This is a genomic window from Deltaproteobacteria bacterium (assembly GCA_022340465.1).
GTDB lineage: Bacteria > Desulfobacterota > Desulfobacteria > Desulfobacterales > B30-G6 > JAJDNW01.
On the sequence record JAJDNW010000006.1, the window covers coordinates 19955 to 41263 of the forward strand.

Here is a 21309-nt window from a genome sequence, read left to right on the forward strand (position 1 = left end):
TTCAGCTTAGCCGAAGGTTTAATAGACGAATTAATTTGAGGTCAATCGTTGTAAAAGATGCCGATTGGAAAATATAGATTCGGAACGGCATTTTGTCAAACGCTATAACCTCATAGCACAGAAGCAGGTGTTTCAATATGGATGTTGTCAAATCATCCTTTCGATCTCCATAATCCTCTTTTTCAGCTTTTTCAGCGAGACGGGTACGGCGGTCTTCAGCTCCTGGGCGAACAGGGAGACCTTGTACTCCTGGATGTGCCAGAACAGTTCCTCCACGGCGGCGCGTTTTTCCGGGGAAGCCGAATCGCCGAGATCTCCTATTAACCTGTTCAGGGAATCGATGGGCATATCGAGGTCCCTGCAGCGTTGCCTGTCTTTTTCCAGGTTTGCGACGCCCCTCTCCGCCCTGATGGCGACCGCATTGATGTAGCGGGGCAGGTGTCCGAGACGCGCGATGTCATACAGCGATACGAAACTTTCCGGAACCAGATCGGCCAAATCACCGCGCAGGGCTTCCAGAAACGTCAGGATTTGTTCCTTGCCCGCGTTGGCGCTTTCCAGGCGGTGGATCACCATGCGCGTTTCGAAGTAGGCTTTCAGGGTCTCCACGGTTTTTTCGAATTTTTCATTGCCGCGGGTGTGGATGCCTTCCACGGCGAAGCGCTCCTCCAGGCGCAGGTATTCCGATTCCGCGCGGATGTCGCGTTCGAACAGGCGCCGGACAGTGTCGTCGAACAGGCACTTTTCCACCTTCCCGCGGCCGCCGAAATACCGGGCCGCCTTGTCCAGCTGCCCTGGCAGTTTCAGGTTTTGCCGCAGGAATTTCAGGTCCTGGGAAAACGTGCGGGTAAAAAGAGCCGCCACGCCTTTACGGTGCGATTCCCGGGCCCGGGCGGCGTCCGGGAACAGCCGCAGGCTGATGGTGTCACCCTCGGTTTTCAATCCCGGATAGGCGGTGCATGTCGATCCCCGGTCACCTTTCAGGGTAACCGTTTCGGGAAGATCGCCGAAATTCCAGGACCGGATTTCGGGTTTTTCCCACTTTTCCCTGAGCCTTGCCAGGAGATGCGACGCCGTTTGCGGGGGGGGCGCCTTGTCCAGTATCGTCGTGCTTCGGCCCTGCCGGATGACCCTTTTCCCGGCGTCGACGAGTTCTATTCTCATTTTGAGGTGGTCCGGCAACGCTTCAAGGGGCCAGGCGTTGGCGGGAATGTCGACATTGAAGCGCCGGTGGATGAAGTTTCCCAGGGCAACGACCAGGGGGGTGTCGCTAGCGGGCATCTCCCGCACGGCGGTTTCGACGGTGGCATTGACCGGCACGAGCCGCTTGCGATATTCCTTGGGCAGGCTTTTGATCAGGGCGGTGATCTTTTCCCCGAGCATGCCGGGCACCAGCCAGTCCAGCCTCGCTTTGTCGATGGAGGAGGCATCGGCGGCGGGGATCTTGACGGTCAGTCCGTCGTCTTGTCTTCCGGGCTCGAACTGGTACAGGGCCTCGAAAGCCTTGTTGCCCAGTCTGACTTTGTCGGGAAAGCGATCGATCTCGTTCTGATCGGGTGTGTAGCGCAGCAGGTCCTCCTTCGTCAGCTTCAGAAAGTCATCCGACCCTTTTTCCCGGATCATCCGCCTGAGGGTCCGTGTGTCGTAGACCCGCACGGGCAGCCTGTCTTCGTAGTAGGCAGCCATTTCCGCATCGTGCACCAGGATGTCGCGGCGACGGAATTTGTCTTCCACGGAGCGAATCTCTTCTATCAGTTCAAGGTTGTGTCTCAAAAATCCGAAGGGGGTTTTAACCTCTCCGGTCACGAGCGCCTGCTGGATGAATATCCGGGTCGCTTCCGCCGGGTCGATGGGGCCGAAGGAAACCGGTCGCCCGGGTACGATGATCAACCCGTAAAGGCTGACCTGTTCGGTTGCCACCACTTCTTCCCGGTTTTTTTCCCAGTGCGGGTCACTGTACGTGCGCCGGCACTGGTTCCCACCGAGGGCTTCCAGCCATTCGACGTCGATGTTGGCCACGATTCTGGCAAACAGCCTGGACGTTTCCACGAACTCCGCGGCCACGATCCAGGGACCCGGGCTCTTGAACAGGCCGGACCCCGGGAAGATCATCACCTCCCTGTCACGCGCCCCTTTGTAATACTGTTTTTCCTGCTGGCGGGCGATGTTGGATAAAAAGCCGCTCAGGATGGATTTGTGCACGGCCGCATAACGTTCGGAAAATCCGGTGCCGGAACGGCCTTTATGGGGCTTGCCATTCCCCGCAATTTTCTTTCTGTGGGCTTTTATGTCGTTTTCCGCCAGAATCATCGAGATCTGGTTGTGGATGTCGAGCCACTCGCGCATGCGCCGGAAGGAAAGAAAATGCGTTTTGCAGAATTTTTTCAGTTTGGAGGCGCTTCCCTGCGCCCCTGCCGACGCGTTGTAGCGTTTCCATATATTGAGCAGGGCGATGAAATCGGATTGCGGGTCCCGAAACACGGCCTGGGCCTCGTCGGCGGCCTGCTTTTTTTCGGCTGGGCGTTCCCGCGGATCCTGGATGCTCAGGGCGGCTGCAATGACGGTGATTTCCTCCAGGCAGCCTTTTTGGCGGGCCTCGATGATCATCTTGGAAAGTCTGGGATCTAAGGGCAGTTTGGCCATCAGGCGCCCTGTCGCCGTCAGCCGATAGGCACCGCTTTGCGGCTGCCGCCCTTTTTTAGGCGTTGCCTTTTTCAGGCGCGGGCCGGATGTTGCCGCCGGCTCGATGGCGCCCAATTCCAGGAGCAGGTTGATCCCGTCCTTGATGCTTTTGTCGTCGGGCCGGTCGATGAATGGAAATGTTTCGACCGCCCCCAGTTTCAGGTGGATCATGCGCAGGATGACTTCGGCCAGGTTCGAACGTAGAATTTCCGGTTTGGTGTACAGGGGGCGGCTGAGGTAGTCTTCTTCCGTGTACAGGCGGATGCAGACGCCGTTCTCCACCCGGCCGCAGCGGCCCTTGCGCTGGTCTGCGCTGCTGCGGGACACGGGTGCGACGGGCAGGGCCGTGATCCTGTAGCGGGGGTTATAGCGGGAAATGCGGGCCAGGCCGGTGTCCACCACGTATTTTATTCCGGGTATGGTGATGGACGTCTCGGCCACGTTGGTGGCCACGATGATCTTGCGTCCGGATATGCGTTTGAACACCTTTTTCTGCTCGCCGGAGGAAAGCCGGGCATAGAGAGGCAAAACGGTCGTATGGGGATCGTTTTTGCCTTCGATCAGGCTGCAGCACTCGCGGATGTCCTGTTCGGTGGGCATGAATACCAGTATGTCGCCGAAGCGGCTTTGCCTCTTGAGCCGTTCCACGGCCATGGCGGCCGCTTCGACATGGGTGGTGTCGCCGTCGCCGTCTTTGCCGCCGGTTTCGGCAGCATGGCGTGTTTCCACAGGGTACATACGTCCGGACACCTCGATGATGGGCGCTTCGCCAAAGGCCTTTGAAAATTTTTCCGTGTCGATGGTTGCCGAGGTGATAATCAGCTTCAGGTCTCTGCGCCGGTTCAAAAGGTCTTTCAGGATGCCGAGCACGAAATCGATGTTCAGGCTTCTTTCGTGGGCTTCATCCACGATGATGGTGTCATAGGCGTTCAGATAAGGGTCTGTCTGGGCTTCGGCCAGCAGGATGCCGTCGGTCATGATTTTGACGAACGTGTTGCCGCCGGTTTTCTCCTTGAAGCGGATCTTGTAGCCGACCGCATCCCCCAGGTTGACGGCCAGTTCATCGGCAATGCGCTGGGAGACGGTGGTGGCTGCGATTCGGCGGGGCTGGGTACAGCCGATCATACCGGCAATACCCCTTCCGGCCGCCAGGCAGAACTTGGGGAGCTGGGTGGTTTTGCCGGATCCTGTTTCTCCGGCGACAATCACCACCGGATGTTCACGGACGGCTGTGATGATCTCGTCTTTTGCGGCCGTGATCGGCAGGTCCGGGTCATACGAAACCGCGGGCACGTGGTTCTTGCGCCATGTCCGCCTTTCCGCCGATTGCCCGAGGCGTTTCTCGATCCCCCTCAGGAGGTCGCGCACCCGCCCGTGGTTCCCGCCTTTGCGCTGAAGCTGACGGACCCTTCGAACTTTTTTGAGGGCTTCGATGCGGTCGGCATGCATGGCACCTTGCAGAAGACGGTCGATTCTTTTATGATGTAATAAAATGTCAGACATGCGGGTTGAATCACGACAGCGGGCGCATCATGATCGATTTCCAACAACCGAAACGCCCAGTTCAAATTAGGTATAATTGTGTTTGACCCCTTTTATGGCTATCGCCGATATAAATCAAGTCTGACTCCCTTCATAAGCCACCGGATCGGCCGGCGATCGCCGATTTTCGGGAAAGGAGCGGCGCCATGAAAAGTTATCGAAAGGAATTGTGGTTCGAGGTGCCCACGCGGCGGGCCTTCATCAACATCACCCCCGACGTGCAGCAGTGCATCGGCGAAAGCGGCATCGAGGAGGGCCTGGTGCTCTGCAACGCCATGCACATCACCGCCTCGGTTTTTATCAACGACGACGAATCCGGCCTGCACCACGACTATGACGTCTGGCTGGAGAAGCTCGCCCCCCACGAGCCGGTGCAACGCTACCGTCACAACGTGGGCGAGGACAATGCCGACGCCCACATGAAGCGGCAGATCATGGGCCGGGAGGTCGTCGTGGCCATTACGGCCGGACGGCTCGATTTCGGGACGTGGGAGCAGATCTTCTACGGTGAATTCGACGGCCGGCGCCGTAAGCGGGTGCTGGTCAAAGTCATCGGCGAATAACGGCGTAACGCTTCGTTCGTGGTGTGCTGAAAAATCCACCGGCTGTAGCCGAGGCGGTCGACCCAATAATGTCTGGAGGTGTCTCCATGGCAACCGACCGGGATAAGATAAAAATTCTAATCATTGAAGATGAGCCATTGGTTCTCGATTTGGTTGTCACCATCTTGAAGCGATTCGATTTCGATTTGCTGACAGCCACCAACGGCGATGACGGCATCGGGATTTTCGAGAAAGAGATCCCGGCCATTGTTCTCACGGACATCAACCTGCCGGGTGCGTCCGGGATGGATATATTGAAGCGGGTCAAACGCGCGTCTCCGGCCACCCAGGTCATCATTTTTTCCGGCGTGGGCACGACCAGCGATGTCATTGAAGCACTCCGCATGGGGGCCAGCGACTACCTGGTCAAGCCTGTCAACGCGGGGCTTCTCATTCACACGGTCAAACGATGCCTGGAACGCATCGAACTTATCCGTGAGCGTATGGAGCGCAAGGCCATTCTCGAACGTGAGGTTCGCGAGCGGACGGCCGGGCTCAGACGCATTTTTTACGAAACCGTCAAGGTGCTGGGGCGTCTGACCGAAAAAAGAGACCCCTATACGGCGGGGCACCAGCAGCGTGTGGCCCTTTTGGCCACGGCCATCGGCCGAAAACTGGGGCTTTCCGCAAACACCCTCGAAATAATAAATGTGGCCGGGCTGCTGCATGATATCGGGAAAATCGCCGTGCCCGTCGAATTGCTGGTAAAACCCGCTAAATTGACGGCGCTGGAGATGGATTTGATGCGCATGCATCCGCAGGCAAGTTACGACATCATAAGGGACATTCCTTTTGTCGAGTCGCTGGGCAAGGACGTTTCCGAGCTGGTCCTGACCCATCATGAACGGCTCGACGGCAGCGGGTACCCGCGCGGTCTCACGGGGGATCAAATCGAGCGGGAGTCGAAAATATTGTGCGTGTCGGATGTCATCGAGGCCATGTCTTCCCACCGGCCCTATCGTCCGGCCACGGACATGGAAACGACAAAACGGGAAATCATTTCCCAAAAAGGCAGACGCTATTGCCCGGATTGTGTGGAAGCCTGCCTCGAACTCATCGAGGAGAGCGGTAACGACACCCGCCGTCTTTTTTCGGGCCCTTGACATACAGGACGTTTGTAACGATCTTTTATCACGTAGTTTAAAACTGTGAAACGATCGAGGGATGGACAGATGCACATTTCCACCGAACAGATGGCGCAAATCAATGACAATCCCCTCTATCGGACCATCGGCCTGCGGGCGGTTTCCGCTACGGAGGGAAGGGTGGTTTCGGAGCTGCTGCCCCACGACAACGTCTGCTGGCCATTCCCGGGGCAACCCCACGGCGGCATTCTGTTTACCCAGATGGATTCCACCATGGCCTGGGCCGTGCTGACGGCTTACGGGGAAGAGAGCAGCTGCACCACCGTCAACCTGGAAATTCAGTACCCGTCACCGGCCCAGGGACCGATCTTTACCTGTGAGGCAACGGTGGCGCACCGTACCGGCCGTACCTGCTTTGTGAGGGGGGAAAGCCGCGACGAGGAGGGGCGGCTGGTCGCCATGGGCCAGGGGACGTTTCGGATAATTAAAGTGAAACCCCATTGGTAGCCAGTGGTCTATCACCGTCGGCGACACTCGAAATCCATTATTTTACACAATCCCGCCCGGCCGTGATATAGAATTCAGCCATCGGGTATTTTCACCAGCAAGCATCAGGAGGGCACCATGAGCGAGTCACATTCTGCGGAAACCATCATGAGATCAGCGCGCGGGTTCATGGCGAGCAGGATACTTTTAACTGCCGCCGAACTGGATCTGTTTACACTCCTCGGGTCGAAACCCATGACGGCCGAAGCGGTGACGGCCGCGAAGGGGACCGATTCCCGGGGCACGACCATCCTCCTCGATGCACTGACTGCGCTCGGATTTCTGGTCAAGGAAAACAGTCGATACCGGCCGGAACCCGCGGTAGGCGCTCTGCTTTCGGCCGACGCCCCGGAATCGGTGCTTCCCATGGTCCTGCATTCGGCGACACTGTGGAAAACGTGGTCTCAGCTGACGGGGATCGTGCGCGGCGAGGTGAAACCCGGTATGGAGGAAACGGGCGCCCTGGGGAAGGATAACTACAAGGCCTTTATAGGCGCGATGCACGTCGTCGGTTCCCGTTTTGCGCCTGACGTCGTGGCAGCCATCGATCCACAGGGCGTTCAGGCGTTGATAGATATCGGTGGTGGATCGGGCGCTTACACGCAGGCATTTCTCCGGGCATGTCCGGAAATGAGAGCGACCCTGTTCGATTTGCCCCGGGTGATCGAAATTGCGCAGGCGCATGCCCGGCGCGCCGGTATGCTCGACCGTATTACCATGGTTGCGGGAGATTTTTACCAAGATGACCTGCCGGCCGGACACGACATCGCTTTATTGTCCGCCATTATTCACCAAAACAGTTTGGATCAAAACCTGTCGCTTTACCGCAAAGCGTATCATGCGCTGAAACCGGGTGGAAGAATTGTCGTTCGAGACCATGTGATGTCTGAAGACCGGACCGATCCGCCTGACGGCGCGCTGTTTGCCGTCAATATGCTGGCGGGAACGACGGGGGGTCGCACCTATGCATTCCAGGAGATAAGCGCTGGCCTGGTCGAGGCCGGGTTTGAACGTGTGAACTTGATCCAAACCAGGGGGATGCTGTCCCTCGTGGAGGGTTACAGACCCGACTGAAGCGCCCCTATAGAGGCAGATCGAAAAAATGCCCTGACCGCCGGCGTCGGAAAATATCTCAAAGCTACGCGGTTCTGAACAGCAGCGGGATCAAAATCCTTAATAAGAGAATTATGATCCCGAATGCCGCCGGCATCGAGGTCACCAACCATTTTTCGACAAAGCTGTCGATGATTGCCTTTTCCAGATTGTTTTCAGGGTATAATACCGTAGCAAGAGACCGCCTACAACAAGAACTACATAAGCTGCAAGCCGTACGGTATCCATTTCACCTCCTGCGTGTAATCCTTTTATCACTGACAAAGTGGGTTTAGTGATCTGGCCACGTTTCACCTACAACGCAGTTGCGCCCTTTCAGTTTGGCCTTGTAAAGGGCTCTGTCTGCCAGCCGGATAAGCTTGTTTTCCGTCAGCGAGTCACTCGGGATGCCGTTGCCGGCTCCAATTGTTACGGTAACGTGGCGCGCCACCGGAGATTTTTGGTGTATTATCCGTAGCCGCTCGATGCCGGTCCGTATTTGCTCAGCCAAATGCAATGCACCATCGAGTGGCGTATTCGGCAAGGAAAGCACAAACTCGTCACCACCGTATCGTGCGACAATATCGGCGGTTCTGTGGACGGTGGTATCAATCGCTTGGGCTATGTCGCGGAGGCATTGGTCACCGTGGAGGTGCCCGTATGAATCGTTGTAGCTTTTGAAATAATCAACGTCAAAGATAATCAATGACAGTTCACCTTTTTCACGTTTGAGGCGAGCCCATTCTTTATGGAAAATTTCGTCAAAATAGCGACGATTGAAAACCTGAGTTAAACCGTCGATGCGAGACAGCGTTTTGAGTTTTTCGTTAGCCATGAGAAGTTTCTTCTGTGCCGCTTCACTTGCCGTGATATCATCCAAAATTATTACCTGGGTATTTTGAATGTGATCCGATAAAACGACTCGTACATCCAATATACGCTCGCCGATGGATATTTTGAGGGGGTTGTCTTCTCTGTCGCTTTTTGATTTGGGAACATCAAGCAATGATAGAATGTTATTGCCGCTCTCTTCCTTAAACAGCTGATTCACATGGCGCCCCAGCATTTCCTCGGATGATAGATCAAAAAAATCTAAAGCCATTGGATTGGCGTATATAATACGATGGTTTTGATCAAACTCGATAATTCCGCTGATTATGCTGTCCAGCATAACACGAAAATGGCGATTGATGATGAGAAGCTCACTGGTAATGTTTCGTGGTGCCAGGTCGTCCACGCCTAAAACCCTATTGCTTAATACCGGATCCCATAACAGCAGCGGTTCAGCTAATAACTGATTGATCATGGCTTCCATTTTGGAATAGACAACCTTAGCGACGCAGATATTGGCTCCGAATTTTTTTGTATTGATCGATTCTTCAGCCGCAATGGCGGAGAGGATTACAATGGGTGTTGTCTTGAACTTCGTTTTGCGTCTAATAATTTGGCACAAGGCTTTTCCGTCTATGTTGGGCATCACCAGATCAATAAAGAACAGATCCGGTGTGTACGATTCGAGAATGTCAATTGCGGCAACGGCATCGTTGGCTGTCACAATGTTCAATCCGTGCTTTTCATGGATTCTAACCAAAAATTTAAGCATAATCGGATCATTATCGACAGCGAGGACATTTTTAATGGAGATTGTGGCCGCTGAATTAGGTAAAGCTTCTATCATTTTGCAAAATCCTCGTTGGTCTTGATCGTTACACCCTGCCGGAGGCGGGCGGCTAGCGCATTTGCCATATATATGTTCCGTTTCAAAATTGGATTGGAAGGTGGAGGGTTTATAGACCTAAGCAGATACGATTGCGTTTCATTGCTTACCCCGAGAGGGCTTGAATTTAATCGCATCCTGCAGGCAGCGTGTCTTTATACATCTCGAAGCAAAGGCAGATTGCATCCCTTTCATGGTCCTTCAATGCGATGAATCGGCAGCCAATACCCCGCTTTGTCTGGCTGACGATTTTGGCTTTGAATTTTATCGCGCTCCTTTCGGTCGGAAGCTTCGTGTTGACGACAATGGTTTGACCGAGTTTTAGCTTCCCCGGAATTTCCGCCTCGATAAAAATGCCGCCCAAGCTGATATCCGTAATTTTCTGAACGCCCGTCAGGCCGAGTACGCTTGCGGTGCAATGAAGTTCGAGCCGTGGGTGCTCTCTTCTCTCAACGCTAACTTTTTTCTGCTCGCTTCTAATATCAGCCATGCCCTTACGGTACTCCTTGCATATTTTGCGTCTTATGGATGACCACCGTACGTCAGCATATACCTACATGGCAAATGTTGGTAATGGTGTCAAGAATGGATCGCCTAAACCTCAACTATGGGGTAAACGGGCGCATTACGTTGCAAGGGGCCACTGGAGATTCATGGCTTCGAGGTGCCAGCCTGAAGACCGAACGGCAATGATGTTCAATGCCGCCACATCCTGCTTCAACCGGAAAAGATTATGTAAGGGCATGCCCAGAAGGTGGCACAACAATACCCTGTTTGTACCGGCATGGCCCACGATTAGCATGTCGTTCGCGGGCGGTTGCATGAGCTCCTGGAACCGAAAAACGACTCGCTTCTGAAGATCGAGAAAGGACTCACCGCCCGGCGGCCGGAAATGTGCCATATCTTCACCACGGCGTTTGTATGCTTCCGGAAAGCTTTTTCTAACATAGTCGAATTCGAGTCCTTCCCAATCACCCAGGTCAATCTCTTTCAGGTCGGGAAACATCACCGGCCGAACGCCGTTTCGCCGGCCGATGATGGCGGCGGTGTCCGCGGACCGCTTCAGGCCGCTGCAGGCGATTCGCTTTAACGGGACAGAGGAAAACCATTCGGCCCACCGCTCCGCCTGCCGGATGCCCTTCGCACTCAATGCCGCGTCGGTTTGACCGATGTAGCGCCCGGCGGATGTCTCGGGTGTGTGCCCGTGGCGCAGCAGGAAGACGGTGACATTTTCAAGTCGAATTCCGTTCATGTGACGCTCAGGTCGTGATGCCTGCCTTCAGGATGATTTCCATAACTGGCCGGTGAACAATCGTTTCTACGCACCGGTCGAACCATAATGCCGCCCGCTTTCGTTTTTGGATTTTTTCCCGGATGTCGGTCCGGTCGCCGTACCGCGCAAGGGCGGCCTCGAACCTGTTTTCCATGGGAATCACCCGGGTGCCCGACACATACTTATCCGCCAGGTAGAGGATTTCCGCTTCGCCGATCCGGCCGTCTTTCCTGACAGCGATATCGGTGTGTGAGGCGATGACATCCCCTGTGCGGTCAAATCCCAATGCGGCAAGCCACCTGGCGCCGACCTCGGCGTGGCGGGGGCGGCCTTTGGCGATGTCGTGGAGCATGGCCGCCGCATGCACCAACCCGACATCGACCCCGCTACCGGCCCTTACGAACGCCGATGCGACGGCGCCGGCTACCTGCGCCACCTTGCGGCAGTGGCCGAAGACTTCCTCCGAAACCGGATGGAATTCCCGCAGGATCACGTTGCACTCGACCGCACTCGGCACCTCCATGTGCTCCCAGCGCCTCAGGGCCTCTTCATATTCGTCCGGCGTATCGATGTCGAACAGGATGTTGGCATCCGGCACGGCCACGTCGATGGCGAGAGCCCCGTTTTCGGCGAGGCAGGCTTTCAATCCCCCGCCACCCTGCCATTCGAGAATATCCGGTACGGTCGAAACGGGAATGAGCGGCGGATGGCCGCGTTTAGCCTGGAAGGTCGGGTAGATTATATGGTCCGGTGCGTCCGCAAAGCGGCGGATCAGTTCACGCAGGGTCCGGGGGCGCACCAGCGGAATGTCGACCGGAAGGACCAGGACCCCGGCACACGGCGAGCCGAGTCCGGTCAGACCGGTTTTCACCGAGGAAAACATGCCTGCCAGGTAGTGCCGGTTTTCCACGGTTTCAACCCCTGCCGCCTGCAGCAGCGGGGCCAGTTTTTCCCGATTGTGACCGGTTACGAAGCGAATGCTGTCGATGCCGCACTGCCGGAGAAGACGGATAATGCATTGGGCCGCCGGCAGGTCGCCCAGCGGCAGCAACGCCTTCTGCCTGCCTATGCGCGAAGACAGGCCTGCCGCCAGTACGACGGCGGTTAGCTTAAACGATGTCATCGGGTCCTTTCGCCGGCTTCAGCCGATGCCGTACTTTTTCATCTTGCGCCACAGGGTGGACTTGTCGATGTCCAGAAATGCGGCGGTTTTTCCGCGGTGCCCCTGGTGGCGTTTCAAGGCCGCCACGATGGCTTCCTTCTCCGCCTGGTGCAGGCGCAGCGCCGCGGGTGGTGTTTCGCTTTCACCCCGGGCCGCAACTGTTTTCTGCCATTCGATCTGCCTGATATCGGGGGCGAGATGGTCTGCTTCGATCGTGTCGCCCCGGCACAGCACGAAGGCGTATTCGATGATGTTCTCCAGTTCGCGGATGTTTCCCGGAAAAGGGTAGCGCATCAGGATTTTCAAGGCTTCGTTCGATATCCCCCTTATGTTTTTGGCTTTAAGCGCATTGAATTTTCGGATGAAGTTGCGGACCAGGAGGGGGATGTCCTCCCGGCGGTCTGCAAGGGGAGGGAGCTCGAGCCGGATGACATTGAGACGGTAGAACAGATCTTCCCGGAAGGTTCCCCGCGCCATGAGTGTCGAGAGGGTCCGGTTGGTCGAGGCGATAATGCGGGCATCGGTCTTTTGGGTGGCGGTGGCCCCCAGCGGTTCGTACTCCTTTTCCTGCAGCACCCGCAGCAGTTTTACCTGCAGGGCGGTGGAAATGTCGCCGATTTCATCCAGAAAAAGGGTGCCCCCGGCCGCCCGGGCAAAGCGGCCGGGCTTGTCTTTTTTTGCTTCGCTGAAAGCACCTTTGCGGTAGCCGAAGAGTTCCGACTCGAGCAGCGTGTCCGGAAGTGCCGCGCAGTTGACGGCCACGAACTCGCCAGCCTGGCCGCTGACATTGTGAATTGCCCTGGCAAACAGTTCCTTGCCGGACCCGCTGGGCCCCTCGATGAGGATGGTGCTTCCACTGACTGCGATGTCCGGCAGGATGTCGAAAATCTGCTGCATCTCATAGTTTTTACTGACGATATCCTCGAAACGATATTGGTTGTCTATCTTCTTTCGCAGGGTTTCCACGGTGGTCAGATCCCTGAAAATTTCAACCCCGCCGATGGTGTGCTCCCTGTCGTCCACGAGCACCGAGGTGCTCACGCTGGCGTCGATGCGTTCCCCCTCGCTGTTCAGAATATTGACCGATATGTTGATGCCCTGTTTTCCCGATGCCATGGTTTGTCCCAGCGCGCAGGATGTCTGGCATATATTGGCCCGGAATACATCGAAACACTTTTTCCCCAGCGCCTGTTTTTTGGACACGCCGGTGATGATTTCCGCGGCGCGGTTGAAATAGGTGATGTTGAAATCGAGATCGATGGTGAACACGCCGTCGGCAATGGAGTCCAAAATCGTTTCGTAGTGGGCTTTGGTGTCTGTTTTCATTCTTATACCTAACTCGAGCGATTTGCGGGTTTGCCGCAGATGCAAGGAAAAGGTCATTTCGCTGTATTTGAAACGCTCAATGTAAATCACAATATATTGCAATACTGCAAATAATTGCAACAATAAAATTGCAATAATGCAATTAATTGCGCCCGCCTCTGTGCCGTCAATTTTTATATCTAACTGAAATAAAATTAAAAAATAAAATATCGTTGATGTTCCCATTACTGGCACGGAAGATGCTGTTCTTAATGGCTGCATGACGGCAATTGGGTATCGATTGCAATGAGGGGCAACATGAAGCTGGCCATTCCGGTTTTTCATACAAAAATTTCCCCCAGGTTCGACGAGACGCAGGGATTTGTTCTTCTGGAGACAGAGGGCGGCAACGTCGTTTCCAGAGAGGAGCTGTCGACGAGGGGATGGTCGGAAATCGAAAAGATAAAGCAATTGCTGAATCTCGGTGTCGAGACGCTGATTTGTGGCGGCATCGACCGCTCTTCTTTGCAGTATTTGAGTTTCAATGGCGTTCATGTCTTTTCCTGGGTGACGGGTGAGATCGAAGATGCCGTAACCTGTTTCCTGGACGACCGCATGAAGCCCGGCATCATTTTGGGAGCGCAGGGCAAGATGACGGGGCGGTGGCAGTTTTGCAAGGGTAGGAATCACGTGTGCAACATGTTTCAGACCGGTTTTTACCATGCTGTTGAGGAGGTGAAGACGATGCCGAAAGGCGATGGAACAGGACCGCGCAGCCAGGGACCCCAGTCCGGAAGAGGTCGCGGCGGATGCAAGGGCGGTAAAGGCGGCCGCGGCCAGGGTAGAGGGCAGGGACGCGGGCAGGGCGCTGACACGGGCCAAGGGCCCAAGTCCGGAGGAGAGAAGGGAAGACGGTAAGCACGTGTTGGAATAAAGCGCCCGCATCGGGCTGGCCGGAGAGATTGGCTCGCGGCGAGCCGGGATGGTGCGCGAGGAAAAACAGACGAATGCCTGACGGGGGTGTGTAGCGCACCGTGAGGCGGAACATCCCCTGCGGCTTGCCGTAGCAAAGTGCAGGTCACGACCCTCGGGGCGTGCCTGCCGGAGGGGATCGAAATGGGATGCAGAGATGATGCGAACAATCGTTGCCGGCACGGCGTTGGCTGCCGCGTCGGCCTTCATAGAAACAATTAAAGCAAACAGCGTCAGGGTGCTGAGCCTGGACACTGCCGGGGAAGCGATTGCAGCGCTGTCAGCAGGGGGGTTCGACCTGCTGGTGGCGGCGGAAGATTTGGGGGACATGTCGGGGCTCGAACTGATCGAAGCCGTGGTCAAATCGAGCCCCATGCTCAACTGCGCCGTGGTGAGCTCGCTTTCGCCCGAAGACTATCATGAGGCCAGCGAGGGGTTGGGGATATTGATGCAGCTGCCCCCCGACCCCGGACCGGAGGAAGCCGTGGCACTGGTCAACCATCTGAAAAAGATTCGATCGTTCGGGGTGGGGCCATGATTATCAGCGTAGCAAGCGGTAAAGGCGGAACCGGCAAAACGACCGTGGCCACCAATCTTGCGGTTGCCATCGGCGAGGGCGTGCAGCTTATGGATTGCGACGTCGAAGAGCCCAATGCCCACTTGTTCGTTGCGCCGTCCATGGACCGATCGCGAACCGTTTTTACCATGGTGCCCGAAATCGACGAGCAAAAATGCACTCTGTGCCGCAAGTGTGTGGAGATCTGCCGTTTCAAGGTGATCGCCATTGCCGGCAAAACCATCCTGACGTTCCCGGAGCTTTGCCACAGCTGCGGCGGCTGTACGGCCGTGTGCCCCGAGGGGGCCGTTGCCGAGGGCCGACGTGAACTCGGGGAACTGGAGCAGGGATCGTTCCGGGCCGGGTATTTCGCCCACGGTCGCCTGCGGGTCGGTGAGGCCATGTCGCCCCCGCTGATCAGGGAAGTCAGATCACAGGCCAGACCGGACATGGTCAATATCATCGATGCCCCTCCCGGGACCTCCTGTCCGGTGATAGCGGCCATGAAGGATACGGATTTTGTGGTCATGGTCACGGAGCCAACCCCTTTCGGCCTCCACGATTTAAAACTGGCTGTCGAAGCGGTGAAACTGTTGAAGATACCCCACGGCCTGGTGATTAACCGCTCCGATATGGGCAATGACATGGTGAGGGCGTATGCGCAGGCGGAAAATCTTCCGATTCTGATGGAGATACCCTTTGATAGAAAGATCGCGGAGGCTTATTCCAGGGGCATCCTGATGGTGGATGCTCTGCCGGAGTGGCGGGAAAAGTTTAAAGGGCTGTTTGAGAGCATCACTTTTTATAGTTCTGTTGAGAAGACATGATACCACACATTGAAAATGTTAACCGGCTTAACTTACTGACGCTGAACGTTGTCAAAACACCTTTCCATTGGATATCCGCATTGATGAATACAAAGAAAGAAAAAATTCTTGCTTTAACTCCCTTCATCTTCCACCGGCGGCTGTTATGGAAACTTTGTTGCTATATGGAAACCTCACCGGCTGAGCCGGTGGCTTGTGAAGGGAGTTAAGCGCATGAAAGAGTTGGTCATTCTAAGCGGCAAGGGTGGAACCGGAAAGACGAGTCTGACGGCAGCTTTTGCCTCGATTGCCGAAAACAGCGTGCTTTGCGATGCGGATGTGGATGCCGCCGACCTGCACCTCCTGATGAACCCGGTCGTGCGGGAACGCATGGAATTTATGGGGGGCAACCTGGCCGCCATCGACCCCGGCAGATGCTCTCAGTGCGGCCAGTGCATCGATCTCTGCCGCTTCGACGCCATTTCCAGCGATTTCGTGGTCGATGAAATCGACTGTGAAGGCTGCGGCGTCTGTGTCGATTTCTGCCCCGAGCAGGCCATCGATTTTCCAATCAACAAATGCGGCGAGTGGTATATTTCCGAGACCCGCTTCGGTCCCATGGTGCATGCGAGGCTGGGCATTGCCGAGGAGAATTCCGGAAAGCTCGTGACCCTCGTTCGGCAGGAGGCCGGCAAACTGGCTGAATCCACAAAGCGGGAGTTGATTATTACGGACGGCCCCCCGGGTGTGGGTTGCCCGGTAATTGCTTCGGTGGGAGGGGCCACGGCCCTCCTGGTGGTCACGGAGCCGACGGTATCGGGAGTGCATGACATGCAGCGCCTGCTGGACCTCGCCGCTTATTTCAAGGTTCCCAGCATGGTTTGTGTGAACAAATACGACTTGAATCCGGAGCAGAGTGCGGCCATCAAGGAGCTGGCGGACGAAAAGGGCATACCGTATGTCGGTAACATCCCCTTCGATCCCCAGTTTGTCGAATCCATGGTTGCGGGCAAAACGGTTCTGGAGCATCGACCGGATGGTGAATTGGGCGCTATTGTCAAGCAAGTTTGGGCGAGTGTCCAGGGAGAAATGAACATTAACTGACAGGGAGAATTGGATCTATGCAAAACGGAAGGATAGCAGTCCCCTCGAACGGGGCAGGCGGCTTGGACGGTATGCGGGCAGGACACTTCGGACATTGTGATGTCTTTACCTGCATCGACGTCGAGGACGGTGAGATAAAGAATGTTTCCATTATTCAGAACGAGGAGCATGTTCAGGGCGGTTGCATGGTGCCGGTGAATCTTCTGGCAGGCCACAAGGTCAATGCCCTGATTGTGGGGGGCATCGGCATGCGGCCGCTGATGGGTTTCAAACAGGTGGGCATCGACGTGTACCACGATGCCGTAAGACCGGAGATACGGCCGGTGGTGGAAGATCTGATCGCCGGCAATCTGCCGGAGATTCGCAGCGATCAGGTGTGCGGCGGCGGTGGCGGTCGTATGGCGTCTTAATATGGAAGAGGGGAGCAGGAAATGAAAATTGCCGTTACATCTCAGGGAACGGATTTAGATGCACAGGTTGACCCCAGGTTCGGCCGCGCCAAGTATATTCTGATTATCGACATGGACGATGGCAATCTGGAAGTTCTGGACAACGCCGAAAATGTGAACGCCTTCAAGGGGGCGGGCATTCAGGCGGCAGCTAGCGTGGGCGACAGGGGGGCTGACGTGTTGCTGACAGGTTACTGCGGTCCCAACGCGTTCAAGACCCTGGCCGCGGCCGGGGTCAAAGTGGCCAATGACGCTTCCGGAACGGTCAGGGAGGCGGTGGCGGCTTTCGAGGAGGGCCGGTTGACCATCGCCGACGGGGCCAATGTGGATGGCCATTGGTAACAGACGGGCAGTAATGTCCCATAGGGGGAGTAGATGAGCTCATAGCTGCCAGGTCATCGTTCATGGCACGCTATCAGCTATGCGTTATGCGCTTTTTCCTCCTCGCCCCTGGGCCCCCATGCCTTCGGCTTTAGCGGAAGGTGATTGACTTTGATTATAAAACGTTATGAACCTCAACCTTGAGGTGAACCGTTTTCGACACCACCGGCAGAAATCTTCCCTCTCTGGAAACCAAAGCCAGATTCCCTCGCTGCCGGTGGTGTTGAAGTCCTCGAGTCGTTTTTCGGTCGGGACGGTATCTTCCCCCCGGTTGTCGATCAACCTTCGTTTGGACTATAGGTTATTAAAATTGATTTGTTATTTTGCATCCTTGTGGTTCAAAATGCATCAGGAAAAATGTGGTGCAGGGAGGGATGATGAACGACAGGGATTTTGATTTCTTTCGGGACCATTCGAGAAACTATCTCGAGATGGCCCTCACCAGGGATCGGCAGGAATCGATGGCCAACCCTGACGGCTACGGTCGACGAACCGGCGTCTGCGGGGACACCGTGGAAATATTCTTAAAGGTCGGGCAAGGCCGTGTGGAGAGCGTTTCCTACCAGTTGGACGGGTGCATCAACACGAATGCCTGCTGCAACACCGTCGCCGTGATGGCCGAAGGGAAGAGCATCGACAGCGCCTGGGGCATTACGCCGGAAAAAGTGATCGATTTTCTGGGGACACTCCCGCCGGAGAATGCCCACTGCGCCGAACTGGCTGTAGGGGCGTTGTACCTCGCGCTTGCCAACTGCAGGGAACTCGGCCGCCATCCCTGGAAAAAGGCATACAGCGTTCACCGGTGACCTGCATCGGGAGCGATGCGTCGACCACGGCTGTAAATCAATCAAGGAGGGGAGCATGGCGAATTTTTTGTTTGTGCTGAGTAAGGATGACAACCAAAAGGCGACGCGTTGTTTTCAGTTCGCCAAAATTGCCGCCGAGAAGGGGCATGACGTAAATTTGTTTTTCGTAGACGGCGGGGTTATGTGGGCCGACTCCACCAGGGATTTCAACACAGCGACCACCACCGGGGACTGCCCCAATGATTACCTGCCGTATATTGTGGAGAATGAAATCCCCATCGGCGTCTGAATCCCCTGTGCCAAGGCTCGTCAGGTTGACGAGAGCAATTTTTTCAGCAACATGGCACTGGATGGCGCCCCCCGTCTCATCGACCTTGCTGCGGAAGCAAGGGTGTTCAACTTTGACTGATAAGGAGAGATCATGAAAAAAGGAGAAAAGCTTGTCATCGTAGGGTGCAGTGGCTCAGGGGGGCCGGCTGCCATGCGCGCGCGCCAATTGATGCCCGATATCGACATAACGGTCATCCGCAAGGAAAAGTGTTTCATCGTCAGGTGAGCGCTTCCGCATGTGGTGGCCGGTCTGGCTGCCGGGGAATCGGTGATTATGCCCGACAAAATGCTTGAAAACGCCGGAATCAACGTTGTCAGAGACGAGGTGGACCAGGTGGATCCCAAGAGTCGACGCGTGATGACGACCGGTGGTAAAACGTTTGCATATGACAAATTGTACCTGGCCATGGGGGCCAGCCCCTTTATTCCGCCCATCGAGGGAAAGGACCTGAAGGGGGTCGTGGCATTGCGCGGCCTATCCGATGCTGAAAACATCAGAGCATACATGGCCGAAGAAAAACCCAGAAATATTATTTTCATCGGTGCGGGCTTTATCAGCATGGAAATTGCCTCGCTGATAGCGCAACACATGCCCTATAACTACAACATCAAGGTGATCGAACTCATGGACCGGCCGCTTCCACTGATGCTGGATAAAGAGATGGCGGAACTGGTCCAGTCCTATCTTGAGAAAAAGGGGATCGGTGTCCTGACCGGGAAGAAGGTGGAAAAACTGACCGGGCAGAATGGGAAAATCGCTGCCGTGGAACTGGCTTCCGGTGAAAAATTCGCTGCGGACCTGGTGTTTATGAACGTGGGCGTACGGCCCAACGGTAAGCTCGCCATGGACATGGGCCTTGAAATGGGCCAGTTCGGCATCAAGGTGAACGCCTATCAGGAAACGTCGGACCCCCACATCCTGGCAGGAGGCGACTGCGTCGAAAAGATCAATTTCATTACCCAGAAGCCAACGCCGGGGCAGCTTCGCGGGCCGGCGGTGCTCCAGGGACGCCTGGCAGCCAAACGGCTGGCCGGGTTCGACATTCCCTTTCCGGGCGTCGTGGACGCGGGCGGCTGCAAAATGTTCGATCTCACCATTACGGCCACCGGCCTTACCGAAGAACGCGCCGCCCAGGAGGGCATCGAAACCATTTGCTCCGTGGTCGATTCCCGCAGCAAGCACAACATGATACCGGGCACGCAACCATGGAAGATCAAATTGGTGTTCAACAAGCACAACCAGGAGCTGATCGGTGGACAGATCGTCAGCCGCGATGTGGGACCGGCAAGGGAAATCGATGCCGTTACCGCCTTTATCCTGGGCAGGAAGACCATTGCGGACCTGACCACGTTTACGTCCGCCTGCAATCCGGACATCTCGTCGGAACCGAGTGCCGAACCGATTACCATTGCGGCGGAACAAGCCCTGGGAAGACTGAGACCGTAACCTCGCCATATCTCAGATCGGACCCCTGGCTTATTTAATGACGTATCTCTACCCTGGTCCTTTGGGCCAGGGTAGAGATAGTTGGCTGTGACGGTAATAGGGGTAATAAAATTCCAAACACCAAATCCGAAATCTCATATTTGGGTTAACGTGTTTCTTGGGTTTATTGGGCTCATTGGGTTAGCGGTTTAACGACCCCAACCGTTCGTTTTTTTTAACCGCAGACAATCGCGGACACAAAAAAACTCAACGAACACAACAAACGCAATGAACAACACGCTTACAGGGTGAAACCTGTGCCGAGCCCTGCGAGCGGGGGTATCTACGTGAACCTTATGGTTGCATAAACAGTCTGGCAAGCGTATATTGTAATTCACCCTTGGGCTGAGCGTTTCAAATAATAGGAATCGATTAAGGAGGCCGGCGTGTATGCATTGAATTTCGACCCCGCCATCTGTGAATCGTGCGACACCTGCGACTGCCTGATGAAGTGCCAGTACATGCACTTTGACCTTGCGGAGGCCAGGCAGGAGAAGGCCAACATCAACAACGGCGGGCCATCGCGGGTGTTGACCGAATGCGCCACTTGCTATGCCTGTGAAGAGTACTGCCCCAACGACAACCATCCTTTTTACCTGATCGTCGAGCGCCAGGAAGCGTTGGGCATCCTGCCTTCGCCTGCGCCCATCACCCGCCAGCAGATTCTGATGATGAAGCCCAGGGGAACCATTATTCCGGAGAAGGTCAGCCCCCCGGTGATCGACATGTGCTATTTCCCCCCGCTGACCGCAGGCATAAAGGAACCGCTTTATGAAAATCCATCCGTCATCGTGGGGAGTGATATCTTCTGCAACATCATGTGGCTGCATTTTGCCCGCAACTCCGTTATCAGAGAGCGGCTTCCCAGGGTCATAGACAATATATGGCAGTATTATTTGCGGGACAGCGGTGTCGAGGAGCTGATCTGCTTTCACGACGAATGCTATGCAACCTTCAGCCACCTGGCGCCGGCATTTAATATCGATGTGCCTTTTCGGCCTGTGCATGTGTTCGAGTATATAGCCGGCAGGCTGGAAACGCTGAAAGACAGGATTACGCCGCTCAATGCAAAGGTGGCCTACCAGCGCCCCTGCTCGAACCGGCTGATACCGGAAACGCAGCACTGGGTGGATGACATTTTTGAAAAAATAGGGGCTGAAAGGGTGGCGCGCAGGTACGACCGGGAAAATGCGCTGTGCTGCGGTCAGGTTCTGAGGGCCCATCAAAGGGATGACACGGCCGACGACCTGCAGGCCCGCAACCTGGGCGATATGAAGGCGACGGGGGCGGCTTACTGCGTCTTCAACTGCCCCGCCTGCATGATGACCCTCGCGGAACCCGCCGCTGAACAGGGGTTGTTTCCCATTCACCTGAGTGACCTCTGCCAACACGCACTGACGTCGTCATGACCGG

General features: G+C 55.8%; 20 protein-coding genes. 14 read left to right on the top strand and 6 right to left on the bottom strand.

Going from position 1 to position 21309, the window contains the following annotated elements; all coding sequences use genetic code 11:
• Positions 1 to 147: 147 nt before the first annotated feature.
• Positions 148 to 4185 carry an ATP-dependent RNA helicase HrpA gene (gene hrpA / locus LJE94_00955; GenBank protein ID MCG6908673.1) on the bottom strand — a complete coding sequence of 1346 codons (4038 nt, stop codon included), beginning with the start codon at positions 4183 to 4185 and terminating at the stop codon, positions 148 to 150.
• A gap of 185 nt (positions 4186 to 4370) precedes the next feature.
• Here hrpA and LJE94_00960 point away from each other — a divergent pair, with 185 nt between their 5' ends.
• From LJE94_00960 to LJE94_00975, 4 genes are all read left to right on the top strand, one after another.
• Positions 4371 to 4787: a secondary thiamine-phosphate synthase enzyme YjbQ gene (locus tag LJE94_00960; GenBank protein ID MCG6908674.1), complete on the top strand. Its 417-nt coding sequence runs from the start codon at positions 4371 to 4373 to the stop codon at positions 4785 to 4787.
• Between the two features lie 86 nt (positions 4788 to 4873).
• Complete coding sequence (locus LJE94_00965) at positions 4874 to 5929, top strand: response regulator (protein ID MCG6908675.1); 1056 nt, start codon at positions 4874 to 4876, stop codon at positions 5927 to 5929.
• A 69-nt stretch (positions 5930 to 5998) separates the two neighbouring features.
• On the top strand, positions 5999 to 6418 hold the full coding sequence (locus tag LJE94_00970; protein ID MCG6908676.1) for a PaaI family thioesterase: 420 nt from the start codon (positions 5999 to 6001) through the stop codon (positions 6416 to 6418).
• A gap of 117 nt (positions 6419 to 6535) precedes the next feature.
• Complete coding sequence (locus LJE94_00975) at positions 6536 to 7531, top strand: acetylserotonin O-methyltransferase (protein ID MCG6908677.1); 996 nt, start codon at positions 6536 to 6538, stop codon at positions 7529 to 7531.
• A 310-nt stretch (positions 7532 to 7841) separates the two neighbouring features.
• On the opposite strand, the gene LJE94_00980 is transcribed toward LJE94_00975, so the two are convergent.
• The 5 genes from LJE94_00980 to LJE94_01000 form a co-directional block, all read right to left on the bottom strand.
• Positions 7842 to 9227 (bottom strand): diguanylate cyclase, encoded by a 1386-nt coding sequence (locus LJE94_00980; protein MCG6908678.1) that lies wholly within the window; start codon positions 9225 to 9227, stop codon positions 7842 to 7844.
• 166 nt (positions 9228 to 9393) lie between these two features.
• Positions 9394 to 9756, bottom strand: a complete 363-nt coding sequence (locus tag LJE94_00985; GenBank protein MCG6908679.1) for a PilZ domain-containing protein — start codon at positions 9754 to 9756, stop codon at positions 9394 to 9396.
• A 135-nt stretch (positions 9757 to 9891) separates the two neighbouring features.
• Positions 9892 to 10518, bottom strand: a complete 627-nt coding sequence (locus LJE94_00990) for a histidine phosphatase family protein (protein ID MCG6908680.1) — start codon at positions 10516 to 10518, stop codon at positions 9892 to 9894.
• Between the two features lie 7 nt (positions 10519 to 10525).
• Positions 10526 to 11662, bottom strand: coding sequence for an NTP transferase domain-containing protein (locus tag LJE94_00995; GenBank protein MCG6908681.1), 1137 nt, complete (start codon positions 11660 to 11662; stop codon positions 10526 to 10528).
• An 18-nt stretch (positions 11663 to 11680) separates the two neighbouring features.
• Positions 11681 to 13027: a sigma 54-interacting transcriptional regulator gene (locus LJE94_01000; protein ID MCG6908682.1), complete on the bottom strand. Its 1347-nt coding sequence runs from the start codon at positions 13025 to 13027 to the stop codon at positions 11681 to 11683.
• Positions 13028 to 13324: 297 nt separating this feature from the next.
• Between LJE94_01000 and LJE94_01005 the strand changes: the two genes are divergently transcribed.
• The 10 genes from LJE94_01005 (at position 13325) to LJE94_01050 (ending at position 21305) form a co-directional block, all read left to right on the top strand.
• Positions 13325 to 13924 (top strand): hypothetical protein, encoded by a 600-nt coding sequence (locus tag LJE94_01005; GenBank protein MCG6908683.1) that lies wholly within the window; start codon positions 13325 to 13327, stop codon positions 13922 to 13924.
• Between the two features lie 211 nt (positions 13925 to 14135).
• Positions 14136 to 14516 carry a hypothetical protein gene (locus tag LJE94_01010; GenBank protein ID MCG6908684.1) on the top strand — a complete coding sequence of 127 codons (381 nt, stop codon included), beginning with the start codon at positions 14136 to 14138 and terminating at the stop codon, positions 14514 to 14516.
• Positions 14513 to 15361, top strand: coding sequence for an ATP-binding protein (locus LJE94_01015; GenBank protein ID MCG6908685.1), 849 nt, complete (start codon positions 14513 to 14515; stop codon positions 15359 to 15361). The genes LJE94_01010 and LJE94_01015 overlap by 4 nt, the downstream gene beginning before the upstream one ends.
• Before the next feature lie 213 nt (positions 15362 to 15574).
• A complete protein-coding gene (locus LJE94_01020; protein ID MCG6908686.1) occupies positions 15575 to 16444 on the top strand; it encodes an ATP-binding protein in 870 nt (289 codons plus the stop codon).
• 17 nt (positions 16445 to 16461) lie between these two features.
• Complete coding sequence (locus LJE94_01025; protein MCG6908687.1) at positions 16462 to 16854, top strand: NifB/NifX family molybdenum-iron cluster-binding protein; 393 nt, start codon at positions 16462 to 16464, stop codon at positions 16852 to 16854.
• A gap of 21 nt (positions 16855 to 16875) precedes the next feature.
• A complete protein-coding gene (locus tag LJE94_01030; protein MCG6908688.1) occupies positions 16876 to 17235 on the top strand; it encodes a NifB/NifX family molybdenum-iron cluster-binding protein in 360 nt (119 codons plus the stop codon).
• A 413-nt stretch (positions 17236 to 17648) separates the two neighbouring features.
• Positions 17649 to 18080, top strand: a complete 432-nt coding sequence (locus LJE94_01035; GenBank protein MCG6908689.1) for an iron-sulfur cluster assembly scaffold protein — start codon at positions 17649 to 17651, stop codon at positions 18078 to 18080.
• Positions 18081 to 18135: 55 nt separating this feature from the next.
• On the top strand, positions 18136 to 18369 hold the full coding sequence (locus LJE94_01040; GenBank protein MCG6908690.1) for a DsrE family protein: 234 nt from the start codon (positions 18136 to 18138) through the stop codon (positions 18367 to 18369).
• Between the two features lie 315 nt (positions 18370 to 18684).
• Positions 18685 to 19857 carry an FAD-dependent oxidoreductase gene (locus tag LJE94_01045; GenBank protein MCG6908691.1) on the top strand — a complete coding sequence of 391 codons (1173 nt, stop codon included), beginning with the start codon at positions 18685 to 18687 and terminating at the stop codon, positions 19855 to 19857.
• Positions 19858 to 20282: 425 nt separating this feature from the next.
• Positions 20283 to 21305: a (Fe-S)-binding protein gene (locus tag LJE94_01050; GenBank protein MCG6908692.1), complete on the top strand. Its 1023-nt coding sequence runs from the start codon at positions 20283 to 20285 to the stop codon at positions 21303 to 21305.
• Positions 21306 to 21309: the final 4 nt, after the last annotated feature.